Source organism: Malaciobacter pacificus, assembly GCF_004214795.1.
GTDB lineage: Bacteria > Campylobacterota > Campylobacteria > Campylobacterales > Arcobacteraceae > Malaciobacter_A > Malaciobacter_A pacificus.
This window is the reverse complement of the sequence record NZ_CP035928.1, coordinates 574,807-594,757: the sequence shown is the minus strand read 5'-3', so window position 1 is coordinate 594,757 and position 19,951 is coordinate 574,807. Positions and strand designations below refer to the sequence as shown.

Annotated in this window: 19 protein-coding genes; 3 read left to right on the top strand and 16 right to left on the bottom strand. The window is 29.7% G+C overall.

What is annotated here, in order from left to right:
- Position 1: 1 nt before the first annotated feature.
- Positions 2–2,623 carry a valine--tRNA ligase gene (locus APAC_RS03025; RefSeq protein WP_130232708.1) on the bottom strand — a complete coding sequence of 874 codons (2,622 nt, stop codon included), beginning with the start codon at positions 2,621–2,623 and terminating at the stop codon, positions 2–4.
- 153 nt (positions 2,624–2,776) lie between these two features.
- On the opposite strand from APAC_RS03025, the gene APAC_RS03020 reads away from it, so the two are divergent.
- A complete protein-coding gene (locus tag APAC_RS03020) occupies positions 2,777–3,454 on the top strand; it encodes a rhodanese-like domain-containing protein (protein ID WP_130232707.1) in 678 nt (225 codons plus the stop codon).
- A gap of 13 nt (positions 3,455–3,467) precedes the next feature.
- On the opposite strand, the gene APAC_RS03015 is transcribed toward APAC_RS03020, so the two are convergent.
- On the bottom strand, positions 3,468–4,628 hold the full coding sequence (locus APAC_RS03015; RefSeq protein ID WP_130232706.1) for an HD-GYP domain-containing protein: 1,161 nt from the start codon (positions 4,626–4,628) through the stop codon (positions 3,468–3,470).
- 88 nt (positions 4,629–4,716) lie between these two features.
- Here APAC_RS03015 and APAC_RS03010 point away from each other — a divergent pair, with 88 nt between their 5' ends.
- The gene (locus tag APAC_RS03010; protein ID WP_130232705.1) at positions 4,717–5,637 is read left to right on the top strand and encodes an MBL fold metallo-hydrolase; all 921 of its coding nucleotides are present in this window, start codon (positions 4,717–4,719) and stop codon (positions 5,635–5,637) included.
- A gap of 1 nt (position 5,638) precedes the next feature.
- Here APAC_RS03010 and APAC_RS03005 read toward each other — a convergent pair whose 3' ends face one another.
- A complete protein-coding gene (locus APAC_RS03005; protein ID WP_130232704.1) occupies positions 5,639–6,418 on the bottom strand; it encodes an alpha/beta hydrolase in 780 nt (259 codons plus the stop codon).
- Positions 6,419–6,527: 109 nt separating this feature from the next.
- On the opposite strand from APAC_RS03005, the gene APAC_RS03000 reads away from it, so the two are divergent.
- Positions 6,528–7,814 (top strand): MBL fold metallo-hydrolase, encoded by a 1,287-nt coding sequence (locus APAC_RS03000; RefSeq protein ID WP_130232703.1) that lies wholly within the window; start codon positions 6,528–6,530, stop codon positions 7,812–7,814.
- Between the two features lie 30 nt (positions 7,815–7,844).
- On the opposite strand, the gene APAC_RS02995 is transcribed toward APAC_RS03000, so the two are convergent.
- From APAC_RS02995 to APAC_RS02935, 13 genes are all read right to left on the bottom strand, one after another.
- Complete coding sequence (locus APAC_RS02995; protein WP_130232702.1) at positions 7,845–8,282, bottom strand: DsrE family protein; 438 nt, start codon at positions 8,280–8,282, stop codon at positions 7,845–7,847.
- On the bottom strand, positions 8,279–8,731 hold the full coding sequence (locus APAC_RS02990; RefSeq protein WP_130232701.1) for an MOSC domain-containing protein: 453 nt from the start codon (positions 8,729–8,731) through the stop codon (positions 8,279–8,281). Before APAC_RS02990 ends, APAC_RS02995 begins: the two co-directional genes overlap by 4 nt.
- On the bottom strand, positions 8,732–9,532 hold the full coding sequence (locus APAC_RS02985) for a thioredoxin family protein (RefSeq protein ID WP_170170096.1): 801 nt from the start codon (positions 9,530–9,532) through the stop codon (positions 8,732–8,734).
- 95 nt (positions 9,533–9,627) lie between these two features.
- Positions 9,628–11,406 (bottom strand): thiosulfohydrolase SoxB, encoded by a 1,779-nt coding sequence (gene soxB / locus APAC_RS02980; protein ID WP_130232700.1) that lies wholly within the window; start codon positions 11,404–11,406, stop codon positions 9,628–9,630.
- Positions 11,407–11,422: 16 nt separating this feature from the next.
- Positions 11,423–12,079 carry a rhodanese-like domain-containing protein gene (locus tag APAC_RS02975; RefSeq protein WP_130232699.1) on the bottom strand — a complete coding sequence of 219 codons (657 nt, stop codon included), beginning with the start codon at positions 12,077–12,079 and terminating at the stop codon, positions 11,423–11,425.
- 72 nt (positions 12,080–12,151) lie between these two features.
- Positions 12,152–12,580 (bottom strand): hypothetical protein, encoded by a 429-nt coding sequence (locus tag APAC_RS02970; RefSeq protein WP_130232698.1) that lies wholly within the window; start codon positions 12,578–12,580, stop codon positions 12,152–12,154.
- Between the two features lie 15 nt (positions 12,581–12,595).
- Positions 12,596–13,531: a sulfur oxidation c-type cytochrome SoxA gene (soxA, locus tag APAC_RS02965; protein WP_130232697.1), complete on the bottom strand. Its 936-nt coding sequence runs from the start codon at positions 13,529–13,531 to the stop codon at positions 12,596–12,598.
- A gap of 35 nt (positions 13,532–13,566) precedes the next feature.
- Entirely contained in the window at positions 13,567–13,875 is a 309-nt protein-coding gene (gene soxZ / locus APAC_RS02960) for a thiosulfate oxidation carrier complex protein SoxZ (RefSeq protein ID WP_130232696.1), read from the bottom strand.
- Positions 13,876–13,946: 71 nt separating this feature from the next.
- Positions 13,947–14,399, bottom strand: coding sequence for a thiosulfate oxidation carrier protein SoxY (gene soxY, locus APAC_RS02955; protein WP_228255938.1), 453 nt, complete (start codon positions 14,397–14,399; stop codon positions 13,947–13,949).
- A 25-nt stretch (positions 14,400–14,424) separates the two neighbouring features.
- Positions 14,425–14,778 carry a sulfur oxidation c-type cytochrome SoxX gene (gene soxX, locus APAC_RS02950; protein WP_130232694.1) on the bottom strand — a complete coding sequence of 118 codons (354 nt, stop codon included), beginning with the start codon at positions 14,776–14,778 and terminating at the stop codon, positions 14,425–14,427.
- 19 nt (positions 14,779–14,797) lie between these two features.
- Positions 14,798–16,003, bottom strand: a complete 1,206-nt coding sequence (locus APAC_RS02945; protein ID WP_130232693.1) for a c-type cytochrome — start codon at positions 16,001–16,003, stop codon at positions 14,798–14,800.
- On the bottom strand, positions 15,969–17,306 hold the full coding sequence (soxC, locus tag APAC_RS02940) for a sulfite dehydrogenase (RefSeq protein WP_130232692.1): 1,338 nt from the start codon (positions 17,304–17,306) through the stop codon (positions 15,969–15,971). The genes APAC_RS02945 and soxC overlap by 35 nt, the downstream gene beginning before the upstream one ends.
- Before the next feature lie 435 nt (positions 17,307–17,741).
- Positions 17,742–19,796: an ATP-dependent helicase gene (locus tag APAC_RS02935; protein ID WP_130232691.1), complete on the bottom strand. Its 2,055-nt coding sequence runs from the start codon at positions 19,794–19,796 to the stop codon at positions 17,742–17,744.
- Positions 19,797–19,951 lie beyond the last annotated feature (155 nt).

The following is a 19,951-nucleotide window of genomic DNA, read 5'->3' as shown; positions in this document are numbered from 1 at the left end:
TTTAAGCTCCTAAAGCTTTAAGTTCGTTCTCTACCTTAGCCATTTTTTCTACTGCTTGTGCTAATCCAGCCCTATTTTCTTCAATAACATTTGCAGGTGCATTTGCTACGAATTTTTCATTTGATAACATACCGTTTAGTTTGTTAATCTCTTTTTCTAACTTCTCTTTTTGTTTTGTAAGTTTAGAAATAATTGGCGTCATATCAATTTCACCAGTTGGTAAATAAACCTCTAAGTTATCAGATACATCAGTGATACTATTTTCAACTTTAGCTTCTACAAACTCAATATCTTCAACTTTTGCAAGTTTTTCAATAAATGGTTTTGCAACTGCTGTATCAATTGATTTATCTAATTTTACATAAGCTTTTGCAATTTTGCTATTACCCATATCAATAACAACTTTTGCTCTTCTAATTGCAGTAATTGCTTCTTCAATAATAGCAAACATAGATTCTATTTCTTCATCTTTTTTAACATCTTTAGGGAAGTTACAAACCATTAAAGAAGCATCACCCTCTTCTAATGAAGTTCCAGATAACTTATGATATAAGAAATCAGAAATAAATGGCATAAATGGAGATACCATTTTTAAAGTCTCTTTAAAAATTGCACCAAGTTCTACAATAGAGTCTTTACTAGCTTTTGAGTACTCAATACCCCAATCACAAAACTCTGTCCAAACAAATCTGTATAAAGTTGAAGCAGCTTCATTGAATTTAAAGCTCTCTAAAGTTTCTCTTACCTCTTCAACTGCACTTGAAAGTCTTGATTGCATATACTTTCCAAGTGGTGTTTTAATCTCTAAATCTTTTAAATCAGGGAATGTATCAACATTTAATGTTAAGAAATTAGAAGCATTGTAGATTTTATTTGTAAAGTTTCTAAATTGCTCTAAGTTTTTAGCCCCTAGTTTAATATCTCTACCTTGAACTGCAAGATATGCTAATGTAAATCTAATAATATCAGCAGAGTGCTCATTTACCATATCAAGAGGGTCAATTACATTTCCTTTTGATTTAGACATTTTTGCCCCATGTTCATCTCTAACTAGTGCATGCATATAAATATCTTTAAATGGTAATTCGCCTTGGAAGTGATCACCCATCATCATCATTCTAGCTACCCAGAAGAACATAATATCAAATCCAGTGATAAGTAATGAGTTTGGATAGAAGTCTTTCATATCTTGTTCAAAATCATATAACTCAGGTAATTTTCCATTATTTCCCCAACCTAATGGTGACATAGCCCAAAGAGCTGAACTAAACCAAGTATCAAGTACATCTGGGTCTTGAGTATAGTGTTTTTCACCACATTTTGGACACTTCTCTGGTTCATCTGCTTGGTCTGCCCATTGATGATTACAAGAGTCACAAGTAAACACAGGAATTCTATGTCCCCACCATAACTGTCTTGAGATACACCAAGGTCTTAACTCATCCATCCATGCTGTATATGAATTAATCCAGTGTTGAGGGTGGAAGTTATTGTGTGCTTTTGTTTTTTCAATTGAACTTTGAGCAACTTTTTCAGATAAAAACCATTGTTGAGAAATAAATGGTTCAACAATATTTTTACATCTATAACAATGACCTACTTGATGAGTATGCTCTTCAATTTTTACTATAAATCCTTCTTCTTGAAGTTTTTTAACTATTGGTTCTCTAGCTTCTAGTCTCTCTAACCCTGCGAATTCTCCACAATACTCATTTAAAATACCTTTGTCATCAAAACAAGTAATAAACTCTAAATCGTGTCTTTTCCCAACTTCGTAGTCATTTTGGTCATGAGCTGGAGTAACTTTAACAACACCAGTTCCAAAATCCATATCAACGTGAGAATCAGTAATAACTTTAATTTTTCTATTAGTTAATGGTAAAACTACTTCTTTACCTACAATTGAAGTATACCTTTCATCATCAGGGTGAACCATAATAGCTGTATCCCCAAAATAAGTTTCAGGTCTAGTTGTTGCAACTGTAACATGTCCAGAGCCATCTGCAAAATGATAATTCATATGATAGAACTTACCATTTACTTCTTCATGTTCAACTTCAATATCAGATAATGCACCATCATGAGTACACCAGTTTACCATGTAGTTATTTTGAGTGATGAATCCATCATTATATAGTCTTACAAAGGCTTCTTTTACAGCCTCTTTAAGACCTTCATCCATTGTAAATCGCTCACGCTTCCAAGCAGGTGTTACACCTAACTTTCTCATTTGGTGAACAATATTACCACCTGAAGTTTCTTTTTGAAGCCAAGCTCGCTCTAAAAACTTCTCTCTTCCAATCTCTTCTTTAGTTGTACCTTCAGCTAATAATTGTTTTTCAACAACGTTTTGAGTTGCAATACCAGCATGGTCAGTTCCTGGTTGCCAAAGAGTTTTAAACCCATCCATTCTTTTATATCTAGTAATAATATCTTGTAATGTGAATGTTAAAGCATGCCCAATATGTAAACTTCCAGTTACATTTGGCGGTGGCATCATAATAGAGAAGTTTTTACCCTCTTCTTGGATAGATTTGTTTCCATCTACCTCAAAGTAACCTCTATCTTCCCATATTTTATAAAATTTATCTTCTACAATTGATGGTTCGTATTTTTCGCTCATTTAAAATTTCCTATAAATTTTCTTTAATTAGTCGCGATTATACCCACATTTTTCTTAAGTATGATTTTTATCTTTTTTTGCTTTATTTTTATAATTTTATAGTGTACAATTGATATAACTATTTTTAATTTTTTAAATATAAGGAGTAATGATATGATGAAAAATATTTTAACAGGATTAGCACTTAGTTCTACTTTACTATTGGCATTTGATATCCAAAAAGAGGGAGTTGAAGTTTCATACACAAACTCTGATGATGAACAAAAAAGTATACTAGTAAAAAGAGTAAAACCAAGTGAGTGTTTAAGTGTGAAATTTGCCCCTGAAGTTGTTTATGGAGGGCAAAATCAAGCAGCAAAAAGTGTAAATGAAAACTGTAAAAGATCATTTGTTACATATATGGGAAAAATCTCAAAAATGAAATTCTCTGAAAAAGTAGAAACTGTTGGAGAAGTTGAAGTAATGGAGTTTTTAGAAAAAGCAAGTGAAAATAAAAATATGCTTTTAATAGACTCTAGAACTGAAGATTGGTTCTACCACGAAACGATTCCAGGAGCTATAAATGTTCCATATAGATATCTAAAAAAATCTCAATTCCCTGAAGAGTTTGAAGAATCGATTGCAAAACTTGGGGTAAAAGTAATAAATGGTAAATATGATTTTAGTGAAGCAAAAGAACTTTTAATGTTCTGTAATGGAGCATGGTGTGGTCAATCACCTGAATCTATGAAATATTTAGTAGAAATTGGTTATCCAGAAGAAAAAATGAAATGGTATAGAGGTGGAATTCAAGCTTGGCTAAGCTTAGGTTTACCTGTGGTTAAACCATAATTTAAAGAGAGTTTTAACTCTCTTTAAAAATCTCTTCAATATCTTTGATTATTACTTCATCAAATTTATTTTCACTAGCTTCAAATTTTAAAACTTCAATTGCATCTTTATGTGAATAGGAATCCCTATACTCTCTTCTTTCTCTTAGGGCATTATATGCATATAAAACAGCTAATAATCTATCTTTAAAAGCTAATTCTTTTGCATCAAGTGAGTTTATATAGCCACTTCCATCAAGTCTTTCTTGAACTTTAATTGCCCAAGATGTAATATCTGCAAATCCAATAATATTTGATAATATTTTATTTGTATAAAATGGATAAGCTTTTATAATCTCAATTTCATAAACATCTAAAGGCTCTTTTTTATCTAAAATTCTTCTACCAATTGATAGTTTTCCAATATTTGCAAAACTTGCAGCTATTAAAAAAGTCATTTTATCTTTATGGTCAAACTCATAAAAATCACAAACTAAAGCACACACATCTAAAAATCTTGAACTAAAGTTCTCTAAAAGATGATATACCCTTGCTATTTTTACAACTGTTTCAAAATCAACTGGTGCAGTATAATCTTCAAATGAAGAGTAAATAAACATTAATGTATCAGCTTCATTATACATATTTTCCCAAAATGAAACATCATTTACACACTCAAAAAACTTATCAACTAAATCTTCACAAAAAAGTGTATTTATGTTTTCTTTTACAAACTCAACTGCTTCAAATCTTTTTTGAATATTTCTAGTTCCTAAATCAAACTTATCATCTAAAGTTTTAGCTAAAAATATAATTTGAGAAAAAAGTGGTATATCATTAGCTTTTAATTCATAAGGACCAGAGCCATCAAAACACTCTTTTTGATATAACAAAATATCTTGTTTCTCATTTTGGAATACAAAATCTTTTACACTTTCATTTGCAATTTCACAAAAACTTTTTTCATTAAAACATCCACTTAATCCTAAATTTGAAGCTAATGCATAAGAGCATAAATCTGATAAATCTTTTGAATCTAAATTATACTTTTCACCAAGTTTAAGTGCTATATATGCAACTCTTTTTGAATGTCCCATAGATGTACCAATTCTATGAAATTGCATAAAATCTAAAGCTACACTAGTTGAAATTAAAAAATTGTTCATATTAAATTTAATTTGTTTCTTTTTATCCATTAAATATTTCCTAATAATTGATTAAAACTGTTACTTATATAAAAGTAGTTTTGTATTATAATAAAAAATTATAATAAAAAGGAGAAATATGTTAAAAAAAGTATTAGGTTCACTGATTTTAACTTCAATCTACACATTTGCATTTGATTATAACTTAAAACCCACAAAAGTTTCAAATGATGTTTGGTGTTTTTTTGGTGAATTAGACATGCCTAAAAAAGAAAATGGTGGTTTTATGTCAAACAGTTGTTATATAAAAACTTCTGATAGCTTTGTTTTAGTTGATACAGGTGCTAGTTATGAGTTTGCTAAACAATCTTATGAACAAATGAAAAAAATTGCAGACTTACCTGTTAAAAATGTTTTGATTACTCATGGTCATGATGACCACTGGCTAGGTAATAGTTTTTATAAAGAAAAATTTGATGCAAAACTTTATGGACCAAGTTTAATTAATAAAGAATATAACGAAAATAGTGAAATAAGAGGTGTTAAAATTCTTCAAGGAGATAATGCTTTAAAAACTAAGTTTATAAAGATAGATAATGATATAAAAGAAGCTACTACATTAAATATTGGCTCTAAAAAAATCATGATTGTACCAATTGGTGTTAAGGCTCATACTTCTGATGATTTATATGTTTATTTGCCAGATGATAAAGTATTATTCTCAGGTGATATGGTTATGAATGGAAGAGTTACATCAAATAGAGATGGTTCTGTAATTGGTGCTTTAAAAGCCTTAGAAATCATCAATAATCAAAAATGGGATGTGTTAGTTCCAGGTCATGGAACAGATACTTCAAAAACAGCAACAAAAGAGTTTGTAGAATACTTTACACTTTTAAAACAAAGAGTTATTGAAGCTATTGAAGAAGACATTGGAGCAGATGAAATCACAAAAATTGTTACAATGGATGAGTTTAAAAATAAACCTTTATATGAACAATTAAATAGTAGAAACGTATTTGATGCTTTTAGAGAGTTAGAATTTTATGAAGGAGAGTAAATTACTCTTCTTCATTTAATTTTATAATTGCTGCAACAGAAGGATCTGTCATATCTAAATCTAGATGTCCAGCCCCCTCAACTTTTATAAGTTCAACATTTAAACCTTTTTCTTTTGCTAAATTATAAAAATCTATTGTTTTTTGTGGTTCTGAGATATCATCTTTTGTTCCATAAACTAATGCAATTTTTACATCTTTAGAAATATTATCAATTACATCAGTTGCTTTAATTAAACCATCTTTATCTTTTTTAAAACTTCCACCAGCACATAAAAGATTTGAAACTAATTCATTATTTAAACCAAGAAGCGTAGCACCCATTGCACAACCAGCACTATGACCAATATAAGTTACATTTGTTGCTTCATATTTCTCTTTTATTTTTGATACTAAATCTTCTACAAAAGCTAAATACTCTTTATTTGAAGATAAATTCTCAATTCCTTTTGAATTTAAAAGTGAAGGGAAATTATTAGTTGAGCTTCCAGAATATCCAGGAAGTGCCACAGCTACTGTTGTAACATCAGTTTGAAAAGCTATACTTTCAGCAAAAGGAGCATATCTTCCTAAAATATTAGTTCCCTCTTTCCAAGAACCATGAACAATAATATTTAAACTCTCATCAGTATCGCCTGTATATGCTTTGTACTCAATGCACTCATTTCCTGCAAAAATAAAATTATCACCTTTTTTTGAACACTCATCATTTGAAATATTTGCAGCACTTAAACTAAGTGTCGCTCCAAATAAAAATGACATTAATAAACTCTTTTTAAACATTTTATATCTCCTTAATAAAATTTATTATTAGATAATTATACACTTTTAAAAAGTTTCAAACAAGTGATTTTTCAATATAATTATTTATAATACTAAAAGGAGAGTAAAAATGTTACGAAGCATCGTTTTTATAGCAATTCTAATGACATCAATTTTTGGACAAAATTTCTCAATTGATAAAATAAAAAAAGAAGTTAAAGCTATTAATACACAAGACTTAATAAAATTATTGGATGAAAAACCTAACACTGTAGTTTTGGATGTAAGAATAAAAGAAGATATTGTAAAACAAGGTGGATATATTAAAGCCAATAAGTATACAAATATATCAAGAGACAAACTTGAATATTTAGTAGAAAATGAAATTTCTAAAGATAAAAAAGTTGTAGTTTACTGCTTTAATGGGAATATATCATTATTAGCAACTAAAAGATTAAATGATATGGGATACAAAAATGCTATTTGGTACCAAGATAGTTATAAAGGCTGGAGCGAAGCTAAGCAAACTATTTCATCACTTGATTATGATACTAATTCAATTTTATATAATAAAGTAAAAGAAGTATCAAAAGATGTATACACATCAATTGGAGCAACTCAACCTTCAACATATGAAAACTCAGGTCATAACAATAATTTTGGTTTTATTGTTGGAGATGAGTCAGTTTTAGTTTGGAATGCAGGAGCAAACTATTTACTTGCAAAAAACTTTCATGAAGAGATAAAAAAAATTACTAATAAACCTGTTAAATATGTAGTTTTAGAAAACTCTCAAGGTCATGCTATGTTAGGAAGTTCATACTGGAAAGAACAAAATGCTCAAATCATTTCTCATGAATTAGCAAAAGATGAAATTGAGAAAAAAGGTGAAAAAATTTACCAAAGACAAAAACAAGTTCTAAAAGATAAAATGATTGGCACAAAAGTAGTGATTCCTGATATAACTTTTCAAGATACCTATAAAATAGATTTAGGGAATAAAACTGTTGAATTAAAATATTTTGGATATGCCCACGAATATAGTGATATAGCTATTTGGTTACCAAAAGAGAAAATATTATTTGCTGGGGATTTAGCTTTTCATCAAAGAATGCTTCCAATATTTGAAATTACTGATACTGCTTTATGGCTTGAAGCTTGGGATAAATTAGAAGAACTAAATGCTCAAATCGTAATTCCAGGACACGGTGATGTTACAAATATGACTGAAGTTAGAAAATACACAAAAGGTTATTTAGAATTTTTAAGAACAAAAGTGGAAGAAGTTTTAGATAATGATGGAACACTTGAAGATGCTTATAAGATAGATCAAAGTGAATATGCCCACCTAGATACATTTAAACAGCTAGCACTTAGAAATGTTGCTAGAGTCTTTAAGAAAATGGAGTTTGAATAAAATATATGAAAAGCTAAAGCTTTTCATATATTAATAAGCAGTAATTCCTATAAATCCATCAACTTGTCTCTCTATTACTTCAACAATTCCAGCTTGTGTATAATCAACACCATCTATAAAATCCTCTTCAGTCCATTTCATAGTCTCTATTGTATTTTTACATACAATAAACTCCACGTCATATTCCATTAAAGATTTAATTCTTGTTAAAGTTCTTTCATCATAATCTTTTTTCAAGGCTCTTACACCTTTCCCATAAGCTACAACAACTATCTTTAAACTCTCAGCAGGATACTCTTTTAAAATATTATACATAGAACCAATTGTATGACTAACTGTGTCTAAATCTCCTACATGTAAAGAATAAACAACTTTTCTAGGATTTTCAAAACTTGGCTTTGGTTCTGAAAACTCTGCATTTGCCAAACTGAATAATCCTAAAAATAAAACTAATAAAAACTTTTTCATCTATCTTCCTTAAATAATACTTCTTTTTCTTTAGTGATAATACCACTATTTAATATTTTACAATATAAACCTCTATGGGATTTTAATAACTTTGGTAGTTTTTTATCAAAAACACTTAGATGATTACAAACGGTACATATTTGTGTGATTTCAATTGCACTATCTCCAATATAAAATACATCACCGATTTTATACTCATGTGGGTCAAAATCAACTAAAATATTCTCTCCAAGTGCACCGTGAACTAAATTAATGCCTTCTTGCTTTGCAATATCATATGATTTTAATCCTACCATCATAACTGTTTGGTCTAAATCTTTTAGTGCAAACTTATCATTTTCTATCCCATAGTCAACTATTAGATTTAAACTACTAACTATTGGTCTTGGTAAACCACTACTATTTTTATCAGCACTAAATGTCTGTATTACTTTTCCTATATTTGTCATCTATTTTATATTCTCTTGTAAAATCTCTTTAAAATCTGACTTAGTCCAACTTCCAGGATATTGTGTAATAAACTTTCCATCACTATCTAAAACGAAAAATGATGGTGTAATTTTTTTATATTTTTCAACTAAATTAAATGGTAAGCCCATTTTTTCAACATCTACTTTAATATAAATATAATTCTTGTCAATCTGTTTTTTAATATCATTATAACTTAGAACATTTTTCTCCATTTTTCTACAAAAATAACAATCTTGTGAAGTTGCATAAACCATTATAAGTTTATTATCTTTTTGTGCATTTAAAATTATTTCATCTTCATCAAAATCACTATCTAAAACTATCTCTTGTTTTATGTCTAAATTCTCTTTATACTCCATAAAAAAATATGATAAATTAATATAATCATCATCACTTAATTCACCTTTCATAGAAGGCTTAACATCGTAGAATTTTAATATATGTTCATCACAAATAGAGTTAAAGATATCTGGTTTTTCTAAATATGATTTTAAGAACTCTTCAATCTCAATCTGTCTCATCTCAGGGTCAGTTGGATCACCAATTTTTTTTGAACTATCCATAATAGCATATGCTAACATATTAACTGTTGGAGCTTTTAAATTAAGTAGCTTATTATTTTTTTCAAAAAAATTCTCTTTTAATTTATTTATAGATACATATGATGTGTGACAAGATGAACATTTCGCTTCAAAAACTTTTTTGCCCTCTTCATATTCACTACTTGCAAATAGATTGAAACATAACATTGAAATAATAAGAAGTGGTTTTTTAAACAAGGTAGTTTCCTTTTTTTCAAATTAGTAAATCTTTAAAGAAAAACTTACTAAAAGGAAAAAGTATAAAGTAAATACTTTATACTTTAAATTAGGAATTAAACAATTCCAGGGTTTCCTTTTACTCCAACGATATCTGGAGTATCTACATTTAATTTTGAAATGTGTTTTACATTTTTTAAGTAAGTCTCAACAGTTTCCCAAACTGGTTCACCTGGAGATTTAGCACCAACAGTTGACCAACCTGCAACTTTATAAGATTTACTTGCATCAATTTTTTGTCCATTTCTAGTTAGAGTAATATCTGAAATTCTTTCACCCATTTTTGCTTTTGGATTAATTTTATAAGAGATTCCACCTGTTCTAACCATATCTCCACCTTGTTGGTAGAATGGATCTTCATTAAATAAGTTATCTGCAACATCTTCTAAGATTAGCTTAATATCTTTACCAGAGATATCTCTAGCATAAGTTTCTGGATATGTCATAGCTGTTTGAGTCATTAAATCATCAAATGTAATCGCTTGACCAGGAATTACAGATGTTCCCCATCTAAATCCAGGAGATAATGAAATCTCTGCATCTTTTACTTCTAATAATGCATCACAAATGATTTGATCCCAAGAACCATTAAAGTTACCTCTTCTAAATAAAGTTACATCAGTTGTTGCAATCTCTCTAGTTAATTCTTTCATAAATGGAGCTCTTACATCTTCGATATATTTCTTCATAGATTTTTCTTCTGGAATTAAATCAGAGAAAATTGGTAATAGAGTAAATTTAAAGTCTTTGATCTTTCCATTTTGAATATCTAAATCAAGAACATTTAAGAATTTACCATTTGAACCTGCATTACATACATAAGTTGTACCTTCAGCATTTTTAACTGGATATGCTTCTGGAACACCATCGTGAGTGTGTCCACCCATAATAAAGTCAATACCAGTAACAACTTCTGCCATTTTTTTATCTGTATCATAACCATTATGAGATAATACAATAACTGCATCAGGTTTTTCAGTTTCTCTTACTTCATCAACTATTTCTTGCATACCTTCATCATTAATACCAAATGTCCAATCAGGAATAAATCTTTGTGGATTTGCAATTGTAGTATAAGGGAATGCTTGACCAATAATAGCAACTCTTGCATTACCCATTTTCTTAATAGTATATGGTTTAAATGCATGACCAGAATCTTGATCATATGCTGCCATTGCAACATCAGTTTCCTCAAATAATGCATCTTCTTTTACTTTAACATTTTGTGCTAAGAATTCTGCATCTAACATTTTTACGTTTTCAAGAACTTCTTCTGCTTTATAAGTAAACTCCCAGTGTCCAACAGCAACATCAACACCTAGTAAGTTCATAGCACCAACCATGTCTTTACCTCTTGTATATAATGCAGTTGCACTACCTTGCCAAGTATCACCACCATCCATTAATAAAGTTTTGTCTTTACCAAAAGATTCTCTTAAATAATCAACAACTGTTTTAATTTGAGCAAAACCACCAGTTCTTCCCATTACTTTTGCATGCTTTTCAAAATCAACACATGAATATGCGTATTCAAGTCTTTTATTACCTTTAATTCCATAGTAATCTAAAAGCTTTTCACCAACAATATGTGGTGGTTTACCTAAGTTACCATGTAAACCAATATTAACACTTGGTTCTCTAAAGTATACTGGTAATAACTGAGCATGAGAGTCAGTCATATGTAAAAATCTTGCATTACCAAATGGCTTTAATTTATAGTAATCTTCTAATTTTTGAGAAGTTTCTACCATTCTTGTATGAGAGTTTGCAAATACAGGCGCTGCTCCTAGCATTGCCATCATATAAACAAATTCTCTTCTACTTAATTTACTCATTATAAATTTCCCTTAATTATTTAGAGGCTTCACCAATAACAGTAAAACCTAATGAAGTCCAAGCTTGCATACCACCTCTGTAGTACTTAATTTTTTCAGCTGGATACCCCATTTTTAAAAGTGCGTATTCAGCATTTTTAACCATACCTGGTGTTTGACCACACCAATATCCATTACAATATAACACTAAAGTTTTTGCATTTGAAAAATCTAAAGTACCATCTTCTTTTTCAACCACACCCATTTCATCTTCCATCATTTCAATAGCTGTGTCTTTTTCATTGAAATTAGTAAATGGCACATTCACTGCACCTGGAATTCTTAATTTTGCAAACCAACCTGGCTTTCTTGAATCAATAATTGCTATTGATTTATCATTTTGAGCTTTTTTCATATACTCTATAAATTCAATCTCACCTAGAGTTTCAATACCAGCTCCTAAACTAATTGGCTGAGGAGTTCCTCTAAAAGTTGTATCATAAAGTGATGAAATTTTGCTATCTTTTGATTGATTTCTCATAATAGTAAAAGATTCACCATTTAATGTTATATCAACTGATTTTACACCTGGAGATATGGCAACAAAATTGTCATTACCTTCTGAAGCAAAAGAAGAAGTAGAATATAAAGTAGTAATAGCTGCTGTAAGAACTAATTTTTTTAATAGTTTCATATAGTTTTTCCTTAAAAATTTGTAAAAAAAAAGCCAAGGATAACCTTGACTTTTGAAGTATAAATAATTTTATTATTTATACTTATATCCATCTCCAGGGATTGCTAATCTCCAAGTAGATTTTGCTTCCTCAGCTTGTTGTAATGCTCTTATAGCAAATTTACAAGATCTGTGTGCTGCAAAATTTGTTTCTAATTTAGTTTTTGAAGCTTTACCTTTAAAATCTTTTGGATTAACTTCTTTAGCTCCTGTTTTAATTGCTTCTTCAACAGAAGTAATTAATCCAGAGTTATTAACACCAAGTCTTCTAAACTCTAAACCCTCTTTTATAGCAATTTCATTATATTGTTTTGCAGTTTCAATAACTTTTGAAATTCCATTCTCTTTAACATTACAAACTTTTTCAACATCAATTTTTGAATATTCTGCTGCGTTAGCTGATACTAATCCAGTAGTTAATAATGCAATAGATGTAGCTATTTTAATTGATAATTTTTTCATAATCTTCACCTTTTATTATTTTCTAATATCTGGACCGTCAACAGTCATTCCATTTGACATATAAGCCATAAAGTATAGCAACTCTTTCATAGTTTTTGAAGTATCACCTGGTGGCACTTGACCTTGATCTTTAATACATCCAGACATTCTTCTTTCTAATGTTCCTAAACCATCATTATCTGCACTTGCAGCTGCCCATTTTAATCTATAAACAGGGAAGTGAGTAGTTTGACCTAAGAACTGAGATAAAGACTCATTTCTAACCCTTTGACCTGCACCTTGAACGTGACAAGTTGCACAAGAAAGTTTTAAATATCCTCTTTGAGAATAGTAATACTCTTTACCTCTTTGATAAGCTGCTAATGCATCTGCACTATTAACTTTAATATCAACTTTCTTTTCAGCTTCACCCGTAGCAAAAGCAAAATAAGCTTCTAAATGTGCCATTTTACCTTTTTTAGTATTCCACGGCTTTTCACCATTAGTTTCTAAACACTCATTAATTGCTTGAGTCAAAGATACAACATCTTTTCTTTTTTCATCAAAATAAGGATATTGTCCACCGATTTCTGGATCAGGGAAACAATCTTTAAATGACTTACCATTTGCAAATGGTTCTTCATATAAAGCTTCACCTTTTTCTACAAACTCTTCAGTTGGAGGGAATTCTTTGATTTCATCATAAGAGGCTCTACCATTTTTAGAAAATGCGTAGTTTCCTTTTGAGAACTCTTCAAATTTTACACCCTTCATAATATTGTTTTTTAACTCATCATCAGTTGAATATGGGAAAAAAGCATATCTATTTTTTTCAGCATCAGCAAACTTTGCCTCAAAATATTTTACTAGCTCTTTTCTATCATTCTCTGGTTCTTTATTATACTCTCCAGCATTAGCAGCACAAGTTATAATTGCAACTAAAGCTGTAGATTTAACTAACTTTGATAACATGCTCTCTCCTTAGGTTATTTACTATTTAATTGCAATTATTTGATTTTTGCGTCACTTACTTCAGTTTTACCTTTAAGGTCTGACCAAGTAATAGTAATTGTGTCACCTTTTTTTACATCATCACCTTTGAATAAAAACTTCATGTAAGGATCTTTTGATAAGAATTGAGAAGTTGATGCTTCAAATACAATTTTACCATTTACTTCTGCTTTATAATAAGTAATAAAATTAGTCTCTTTATTAGCTCTTTTTGCTTCTTGGTAACTTAACATTGGGTGCTTTGATAAAGCTTTAACAGTTACAACACCTTTTTTTAATTTTGCTTTAATTCTTGTTTTTGCCATTTTAAAAATCCTTTTAATTTTCTATTTTATATTTTTCTATTTGTTGTATTTATTGGTTTGTTGAAACTAAATCAACCACCACAACCACCGATTGTTACTTTTACAAGTTTAGAAACTTTATGTAATTTTCCATTTACATCTGCAACTACTGTAACAGTACCTGTTTTTGCCATTTTGATTCTAATACCATAATCAATAATTCCAGCTTCTGGAATAGTAAATACAGCAACTGCAGATTCTGGGTTTGCATCTTGGAATACAGCTATTTTTGAAGCTTTTAATTCTGTATCAAATGAAACAGGAATTACCGCACCATTTTCTGCAATATCTGGAGCACTTAAATTAATTCCACCCTCTGTTGCATCTGTTGTACCAAAAATCTCTTTTATAGCTTCATCAACTTTTGTTGCAGTCCAAGCTTTTGGCTTAGTCTCTCTAAAGTTAACAGCACTTAATTGTGAAGGAACTGCAGCAGCAACTGCTAATGCACCTAATCCTAGTCCTAAAAAATTTCTTCTATTCATCATTTTAAATTCCTTTTTTATTAATTTAATTTATTGTTTTAATATAAGCTACAACTGCTTTAATTTCTTGATCACTTAACCAACCATTTTTACCAAATGCTGGCATTGCTGAAATTGGATTTGTTACATATGGGTCATAAATTTTATCATACAATGCTTGTTCTGGCCAAGCTGATAAATATTGAAGATTAGGTCCCATACTTCCTGGTCCATCAATGTTTTTACCATTTGCACCGTGACACGCAAGACAGTTACCTAAATTTTTACTATTAAAAATCTTCTCACCCTCTTTAATTAAATCTGCATCTGATGCAAATCCATTAATAGCAATAAAACCACTAACTGCAGTCGCAGCTAGTATTTTCTTAATTAAAATCATGCTCTCTCCTTAATTTTATTTATTTACTTGCTTCAATCATGTAATCAACAATTTGTTTGATTTCATCATCTGGTGTATCCATATGCCCACCTTTTGGAGGCATTGCATTAATACCATTTAAAGCATTTTTATAAACAGCATCAAGCCCTTTGTTCATCACTTTTGCCCATGCATCTTTATCACCAAGAACTGGTGCTCCAATTGCTTGATTTGCATGACATGCAGAACATTTAGCTTCATATCCTGCTTTACCAGGATGAACTGAACCTTCAGCTTTTTTCTCAGGTAAACTTCTTTCAGTAGAAACTGGTTGAACAATTCCATCATCTAATGGTATTTTAATTTTCATTAATAAATCATCAACAGTTGTACCTTTTCCATATTGTTTTTCAAAACAATTAGTCATACACTTAGTACCTTTTCCATAAATCGTTGGATCAGATAAAAGTTTTCTCATATTTTCAATACCATCTTGAGGATTTTTCGTATCTACTTCAGGATAGAAACCATCTGCATTTGGCATTTTGATTTTCATCATTTTTTCTCTATCTAATACGAATTCATAATCCATCTCTTCACCTTCGTATTTAACATTATTAATAGATAATAAATATGCAGTAATAGCATAAGTCTCACTATTAGTTAAACTCTTAGGATGATTAAATGGCATTGAATCTTGCACATACCAATATACAGTACTTGCATATGGCCAATAAGAACCAATTGTTCTAATTGGAGTTTCTGGATTAGGATTTTCATCGGCTGGATTAAGTCTTTGAATCTTTAATGACGCTACAGTTCCTCCAGCAAGCATTGGATAACCTTTTCCACCAATTCCATACTCACCATGACACATAGCACATTGAGCATCATATAACTCTTCACCCCATTCAACTGAACCTTCAGCTTTTTTAGGCTCTCCATCTTCCATAACTGGTTTTCCATGTTTCATATCATATTTTGGTAAACCTTCACCATCAGGTCTTACATCAATATTCCAAACTGCAATTTCATTTTTAGTTGCAGCTCTTCCATTATTAAAATTTTTACCATCAGTTGTAGGAACATAGTATGGTCCATATTTACCATCTTTTGTTGGATATTTAACAGCACCATCAACAGATACACCATTAGCAGCATATAACGAACTTGCTAATAAAGCTGAAGCTCCTAGTGCAAGAATAGAAGAATTAAGCTTTTTTGTTATGTTTTCTAATTTGAACATTGTTACATTCTCCTTTCTTATTAATTTCCCATGTTACAATAGCATTTCTGTGATATACTGACTCAACACCAACAGCAGATGTCTCTTCATCAATTGTAGGTTGGATATTTCCAAAGTCATCAGTAGCTCTAGAAGCTAATAATAATGGCTTGCCATCCCATTTTATTACATAACTAAATCTAGTCCAAGATTTAGGTAAAACTAAACCTTTTAAGCTAGCTTTTTTCCAGTTGTTACCACCATCAAGTGAAATATCAACACCAGTGATAGTTCCATGTCCTGACCATGCTATACCTTCAATTTCAACCATATCACCTTTTTTCAAGTGTGTCCATGGTTTTTCAGGACATGGAGAAGTAATTACAGAGTTAACTTCATTAACCCAGAAATATCTAATCGCTTTTCCTGATTTTTGTAACATAGTATATTTAGAAGTTTCTTCTTTTGAGTGCCATGGCTTATCACTAAACTCTAATCTTCTTAACCATTTAGTATTTAAGTTACCTTCCCATCCTGGAACGATAAGTCTTACAGGATAACCTTGCTCTGCTCTTAATGCTTCACCATTTTGAGCCCAAACAACCATTACATCATCTAAAGCTTTTTCAACTGGAATTGTTCTTGGATTTGAAGCATTATCACTACCTTCTGCTAACATCCATACAGCATCTTTATCTAGACCTACATCTTCTAAAATAGTTTTAAGCATTACACCAGTCCATGCTGCAGCACTCATTAAACCTTTCATAAATTGTAAGTTATTAAACTGTGGTCCTCTCCATTCTGGAGCACCATTAGCTGGACATTCCATAAAGTAAATTCTAGTTTCACTTGGATATCTTTGTAAATCTTCTAAAGTTAAAACGATCTCTTTTTTAACTTTACCATGAATCATTAATCTCCACTCTTTTGGATCAATATGAGCTGTTCCACCATGATCTCTTACAAAGAATAAACCATTAGGAGTAATAATTCCTTCTGATTCGTGAATTGGACACATAGCAACAGAAGCATAATAATCTCCAGAAGAGAAAATTGGATGTGTTCTTCTAATGTTATTGTGTTCATAAGGTGATGGCATACCATATAGATTCTTATCTACAGGATCACCTAACTTTTGTCCCCAAGGTGCTTCATTCATGATTGCAGGATCATCAGCTTTCGCAGAAACTGGTGATATTACACTTGCAGCACTTAAGGCTCCAGCAGAGTAAACAGCTGTTTTCTTAAAAAACTCTCTTCTTGAAGATGCTTCTAAAGAAGGACTATTTGACTCTTTATTGAAAATATTAATTTTTTTCAAGTGAGTACCTCCTAAAATTATTTGACAATACTTATAAAAAATCTTTATCGACATATATTATAGTTCTAATAACTTAAAATAAAACTTAATTTATTAGTTTTTCTTATGGAATAATGAAAATACTCAATTGATTCATAGCATTCACGTAGCACCCATAAAATAGTCATATTAGACTAATTTATGATAATTATAAGTTGACTTTTTTAGTGAATATATATTCATTTCAATAAAAATTAAAGAGATTTTTTTGATTAAAAAATATTCTAATATATTCTTATTTTTTTTACTTTTAAAAAAATTATTTTTTTAAAAGTAAATGAAGAGTTTTTTTGTCAAGATTCATAAAACGCTATACTTAGGCTATTTAATTCATATCTTATTTAATTATATTAGATTAGCAAAAATAGTTATTATTGGAAAAAAATTATAAAATAATTATAAAGAATCTTCTTCTTTTTCTTCTTTTATCAGTCCTGCTTCATGTAAAAAAGGACTTGCTACAAAGGTAAGTTTTTTGATTTTATCATACTTTGCATAACTCAAATATAGTATATCTTTAGCTCTAGTAACTGCAACATAAAAAAGTCTTCTCTCTTCTTCTATGCTACCACCTTTACTCATTAATTTTCTATTAGGAAATCTTCCATCCATTAAATCAATAACGTAAACTTCCTTGAATTCTAGGCCTTTACTAGCATGAATTGATAAAAGATTAACTCCTTCACCTTCACTCATCTCCCCACCACCAAGAATCATTGAATTAATAAATTTGGATAAATCATTGAAATTTTTTGAAAGATTTATTAAAAGTAGAACTTTTCTATTTAATCTTGCTAAAGATTTTGTTTTTTGCATAGGATTTACTGTTCCATCTTTTTGAGTTGCTCTTTTTGTAGATAAAAACTCTTTAATTTTTGAGTAAATCATAGATGAAGTAATACTTTTAACAAGTGTTGATGGATTTTTTGTTCTTCTTAAATGTTTCATTAAAAGATAAAAATCGTATAAAAACTTAGCTCCATCAACATTTAATTTTGGATGCTTTAATATAGGATTTGACAAAAAACCTTCTTCAAAATTACAATCTTTGAATTTAGAAATAGAACCTAATTCTATAAAATCATCAAATAGACCTAATTGAACATTCTTTATTCTTCCTGTTTCATAGGGATTTTTAATATTTTGGTCTGGATGAAATAAACCTTCTAATAAATCACCTTGTCCTAATTTTATTAAAGCATCAAAAATATCTTTTGCTATTGCTTTTCCAATCCCTTTTCCATGCTCTATTACGTGAATAAAAGCCATCATATCATTGTGGGAAATTTGCATAACTAAAATATCAATAATAAATTTTATCTCTACAGAATCAAAGAAACTCATACCACCTTTTCTTTTAGCTGGTATATTGTACTCTCTTAAGTTTGTTTCAATTCCATCTGCACTTGAGTTGTTTCTATATATAATAGCTATTTCTTCATGGGGAGTTGAGCTTTTTGAAATTAGTTCTGAAATGTAATGGTATTGATTAAATAATTCATTAAAGGCTAAAAGTTTAGGTTTATATTCACTCTCAGTTCTAATAACTTCAAGTTTCTTTTCATAAACTCTTTCATTATGTTCAATTACCTTTGTAGCTAAATCTAATATTGGTTTTGTTGAACGATAATTTTTTCTTAATGTAAAAACTTCAGCATCATTATATCTTTTAGCAAATGTTGAAATAATTCCAATATCTGAACCATTAAAAGCATAAATACTTTGGTCATAATCACCTACACAAAATAGTGATTTAGGTTTAAAAGCATCTAAAAGTCTACCTTGTAAAGGATTTGTATCTTGGTACTCATCAACTAATATCTCTTTAAAATCAAACTCTTTTTCTTCCAAAGTTGTTAACATAATAGTTAATAAATCATCGAAATTTGCATATCCATATTTTAGTTTTAATTGATTAAACTCATCAACTACATCTTCATAAATCATAGTATATAATTCATGATCTGGATTTTTATTCTTAATCCAAGTAGCAAAATCTTCACCCTCATTTGAGTTTAAAAAAAGTGAATACATATCATATAAATATCCACCATCATATGGATTTACATCCTCTTGTCTTTCATAAAAAACTCTTTTTTCATATACTGATCTAAAAAGTGTTTTCAACTCACTTGGTTGTTTTAATGTGATATTTACATTTAACTCTTTTAATAATTTATATGAAACAGAGTGAAAAGTTCCAGCCATAATTTGTTTGGCTATATCTTTACCAAAAAATTTAGCAACCCGTTGAACCATTTCAGCAGCTGCTTTATTTGTAAAAGTTAATAATAAAATTTCATTTGGTTTTACACCACTATTGATTAAGTTTGCAATTCTTCCTACAATTGTAGAAGTCTTACCTGTTCCTGCACTTGCGATAATAAGATTGTATCCACTAGGACATGTGGCTGCACTTAGTTGTTCTTCATTTAGATTTGATAATGGCATGTGATTAGTTAGTTGATTGTTTAAAAAGATTTATCATTTGCGAATATTAGCATAAAAGTATAAAAATTGATTGAAATAAAAAAAAGGGTACCCTTGGAGGAAGGTACCCTTAATACACAAGGAAACATAAAAAAAATTATTTATTTAAGAAATTC

Excerpts from the sequence above, each read along its gene's own strand:
- APAC_RS03025 (WP_130232708.1), bottom strand. The coding sequence starts at position 2,623 with ATGAGCGAAAAATACGAACCATCAATTGTAGAAGATAAATTTTATAAA.
- APAC_RS03020 (WP_130232707.1), top strand. The coding sequence starts at position 2,777 with ATGATGAAAAATATTTTAACAGGATTAGCACTTAGTTCTACTTTACTA.
- APAC_RS03015 (WP_130232706.1), bottom strand. The coding sequence starts at position 4,628 with ATGGATAAAAAGAAACAAATTAAATTTAATATGAACAATTTTTTAATT.
- APAC_RS03010 (WP_130232705.1), top strand. The coding sequence starts at position 4,717 with ATGTTAAAAAAAGTATTAGGTTCACTGATTTTAACTTCAATCTACACA.
- APAC_RS03005 (WP_130232704.1), bottom strand. The coding sequence starts at position 6,418 with ATGTTTAAAAAGAGTTTATTAATGTCATTTTTATTTGGAGCGACACTT.
- APAC_RS03000 (WP_130232703.1), top strand. The coding sequence starts at position 6,528 with ATGTTACGAAGCATCGTTTTTATAGCAATTCTAATGACATCAATTTTT.
- APAC_RS02995 (WP_130232702.1), bottom strand. The coding sequence starts at position 8,282 with ATGAAAAAGTTTTTATTAGTTTTATTTTTAGGATTATTCAGTTTGGCA.
- APAC_RS02990 (WP_130232701.1), bottom strand. The coding sequence starts at position 8,731 with ATGACAAATATAGGAAAAGTAATACAGACATTTAGTGCTGATAAAAAT.
- soxB (WP_130232700.1), bottom strand. The coding sequence starts at position 11,406 with ATGAGTAAATTAAGTAGAAGAGAATTTGTTTATATGATGGCAATGCTA.
- APAC_RS02975 (WP_130232699.1), bottom strand. The coding sequence starts at position 12,079 with ATGAAACTATTAAAAAAATTAGTTCTTACAGCAGCTATTACTACTTTA.
- APAC_RS02970 (WP_130232698.1), bottom strand. The coding sequence starts at position 12,580 with ATGAAAAAATTATCAATTAAAATAGCTACATCTATTGCATTATTAACT.
- soxA (WP_130232697.1), bottom strand. The coding sequence starts at position 13,531 with ATGTTATCAAAGTTAGTTAAATCTACAGCTTTAGTTGCAATTATAACT.
- soxZ (WP_130232696.1), bottom strand. The coding sequence starts at position 13,875 with ATGGCAAAAACAAGAATTAAAGCAAAATTAAAAAAAGGTGTTGTAACT.
- soxY (WP_228255938.1), bottom strand. The coding sequence starts at position 14,399 with ATGAATAGAAGAAATTTTTTAGGACTAGGATTAGGTGCATTAGCAGTT.
- soxX (WP_130232694.1), bottom strand. The coding sequence starts at position 14,778 with ATGATTTTAATTAAGAAAATACTAGCTGCGACTGCAGTTAGTGGTTTT.
- APAC_RS02945 (WP_130232693.1), bottom strand. The coding sequence starts at position 16,003 with ATGTTCAAATTAGAAAACATAACAAAAAAGCTTAATTCTTCTATTCTT.
- APAC_RS02935 (WP_130232691.1), bottom strand. The coding sequence starts at position 19,796 with ATGCCATTATCAAATCTAAATGAAGAACAACTAAGTGCAGCCACATGT.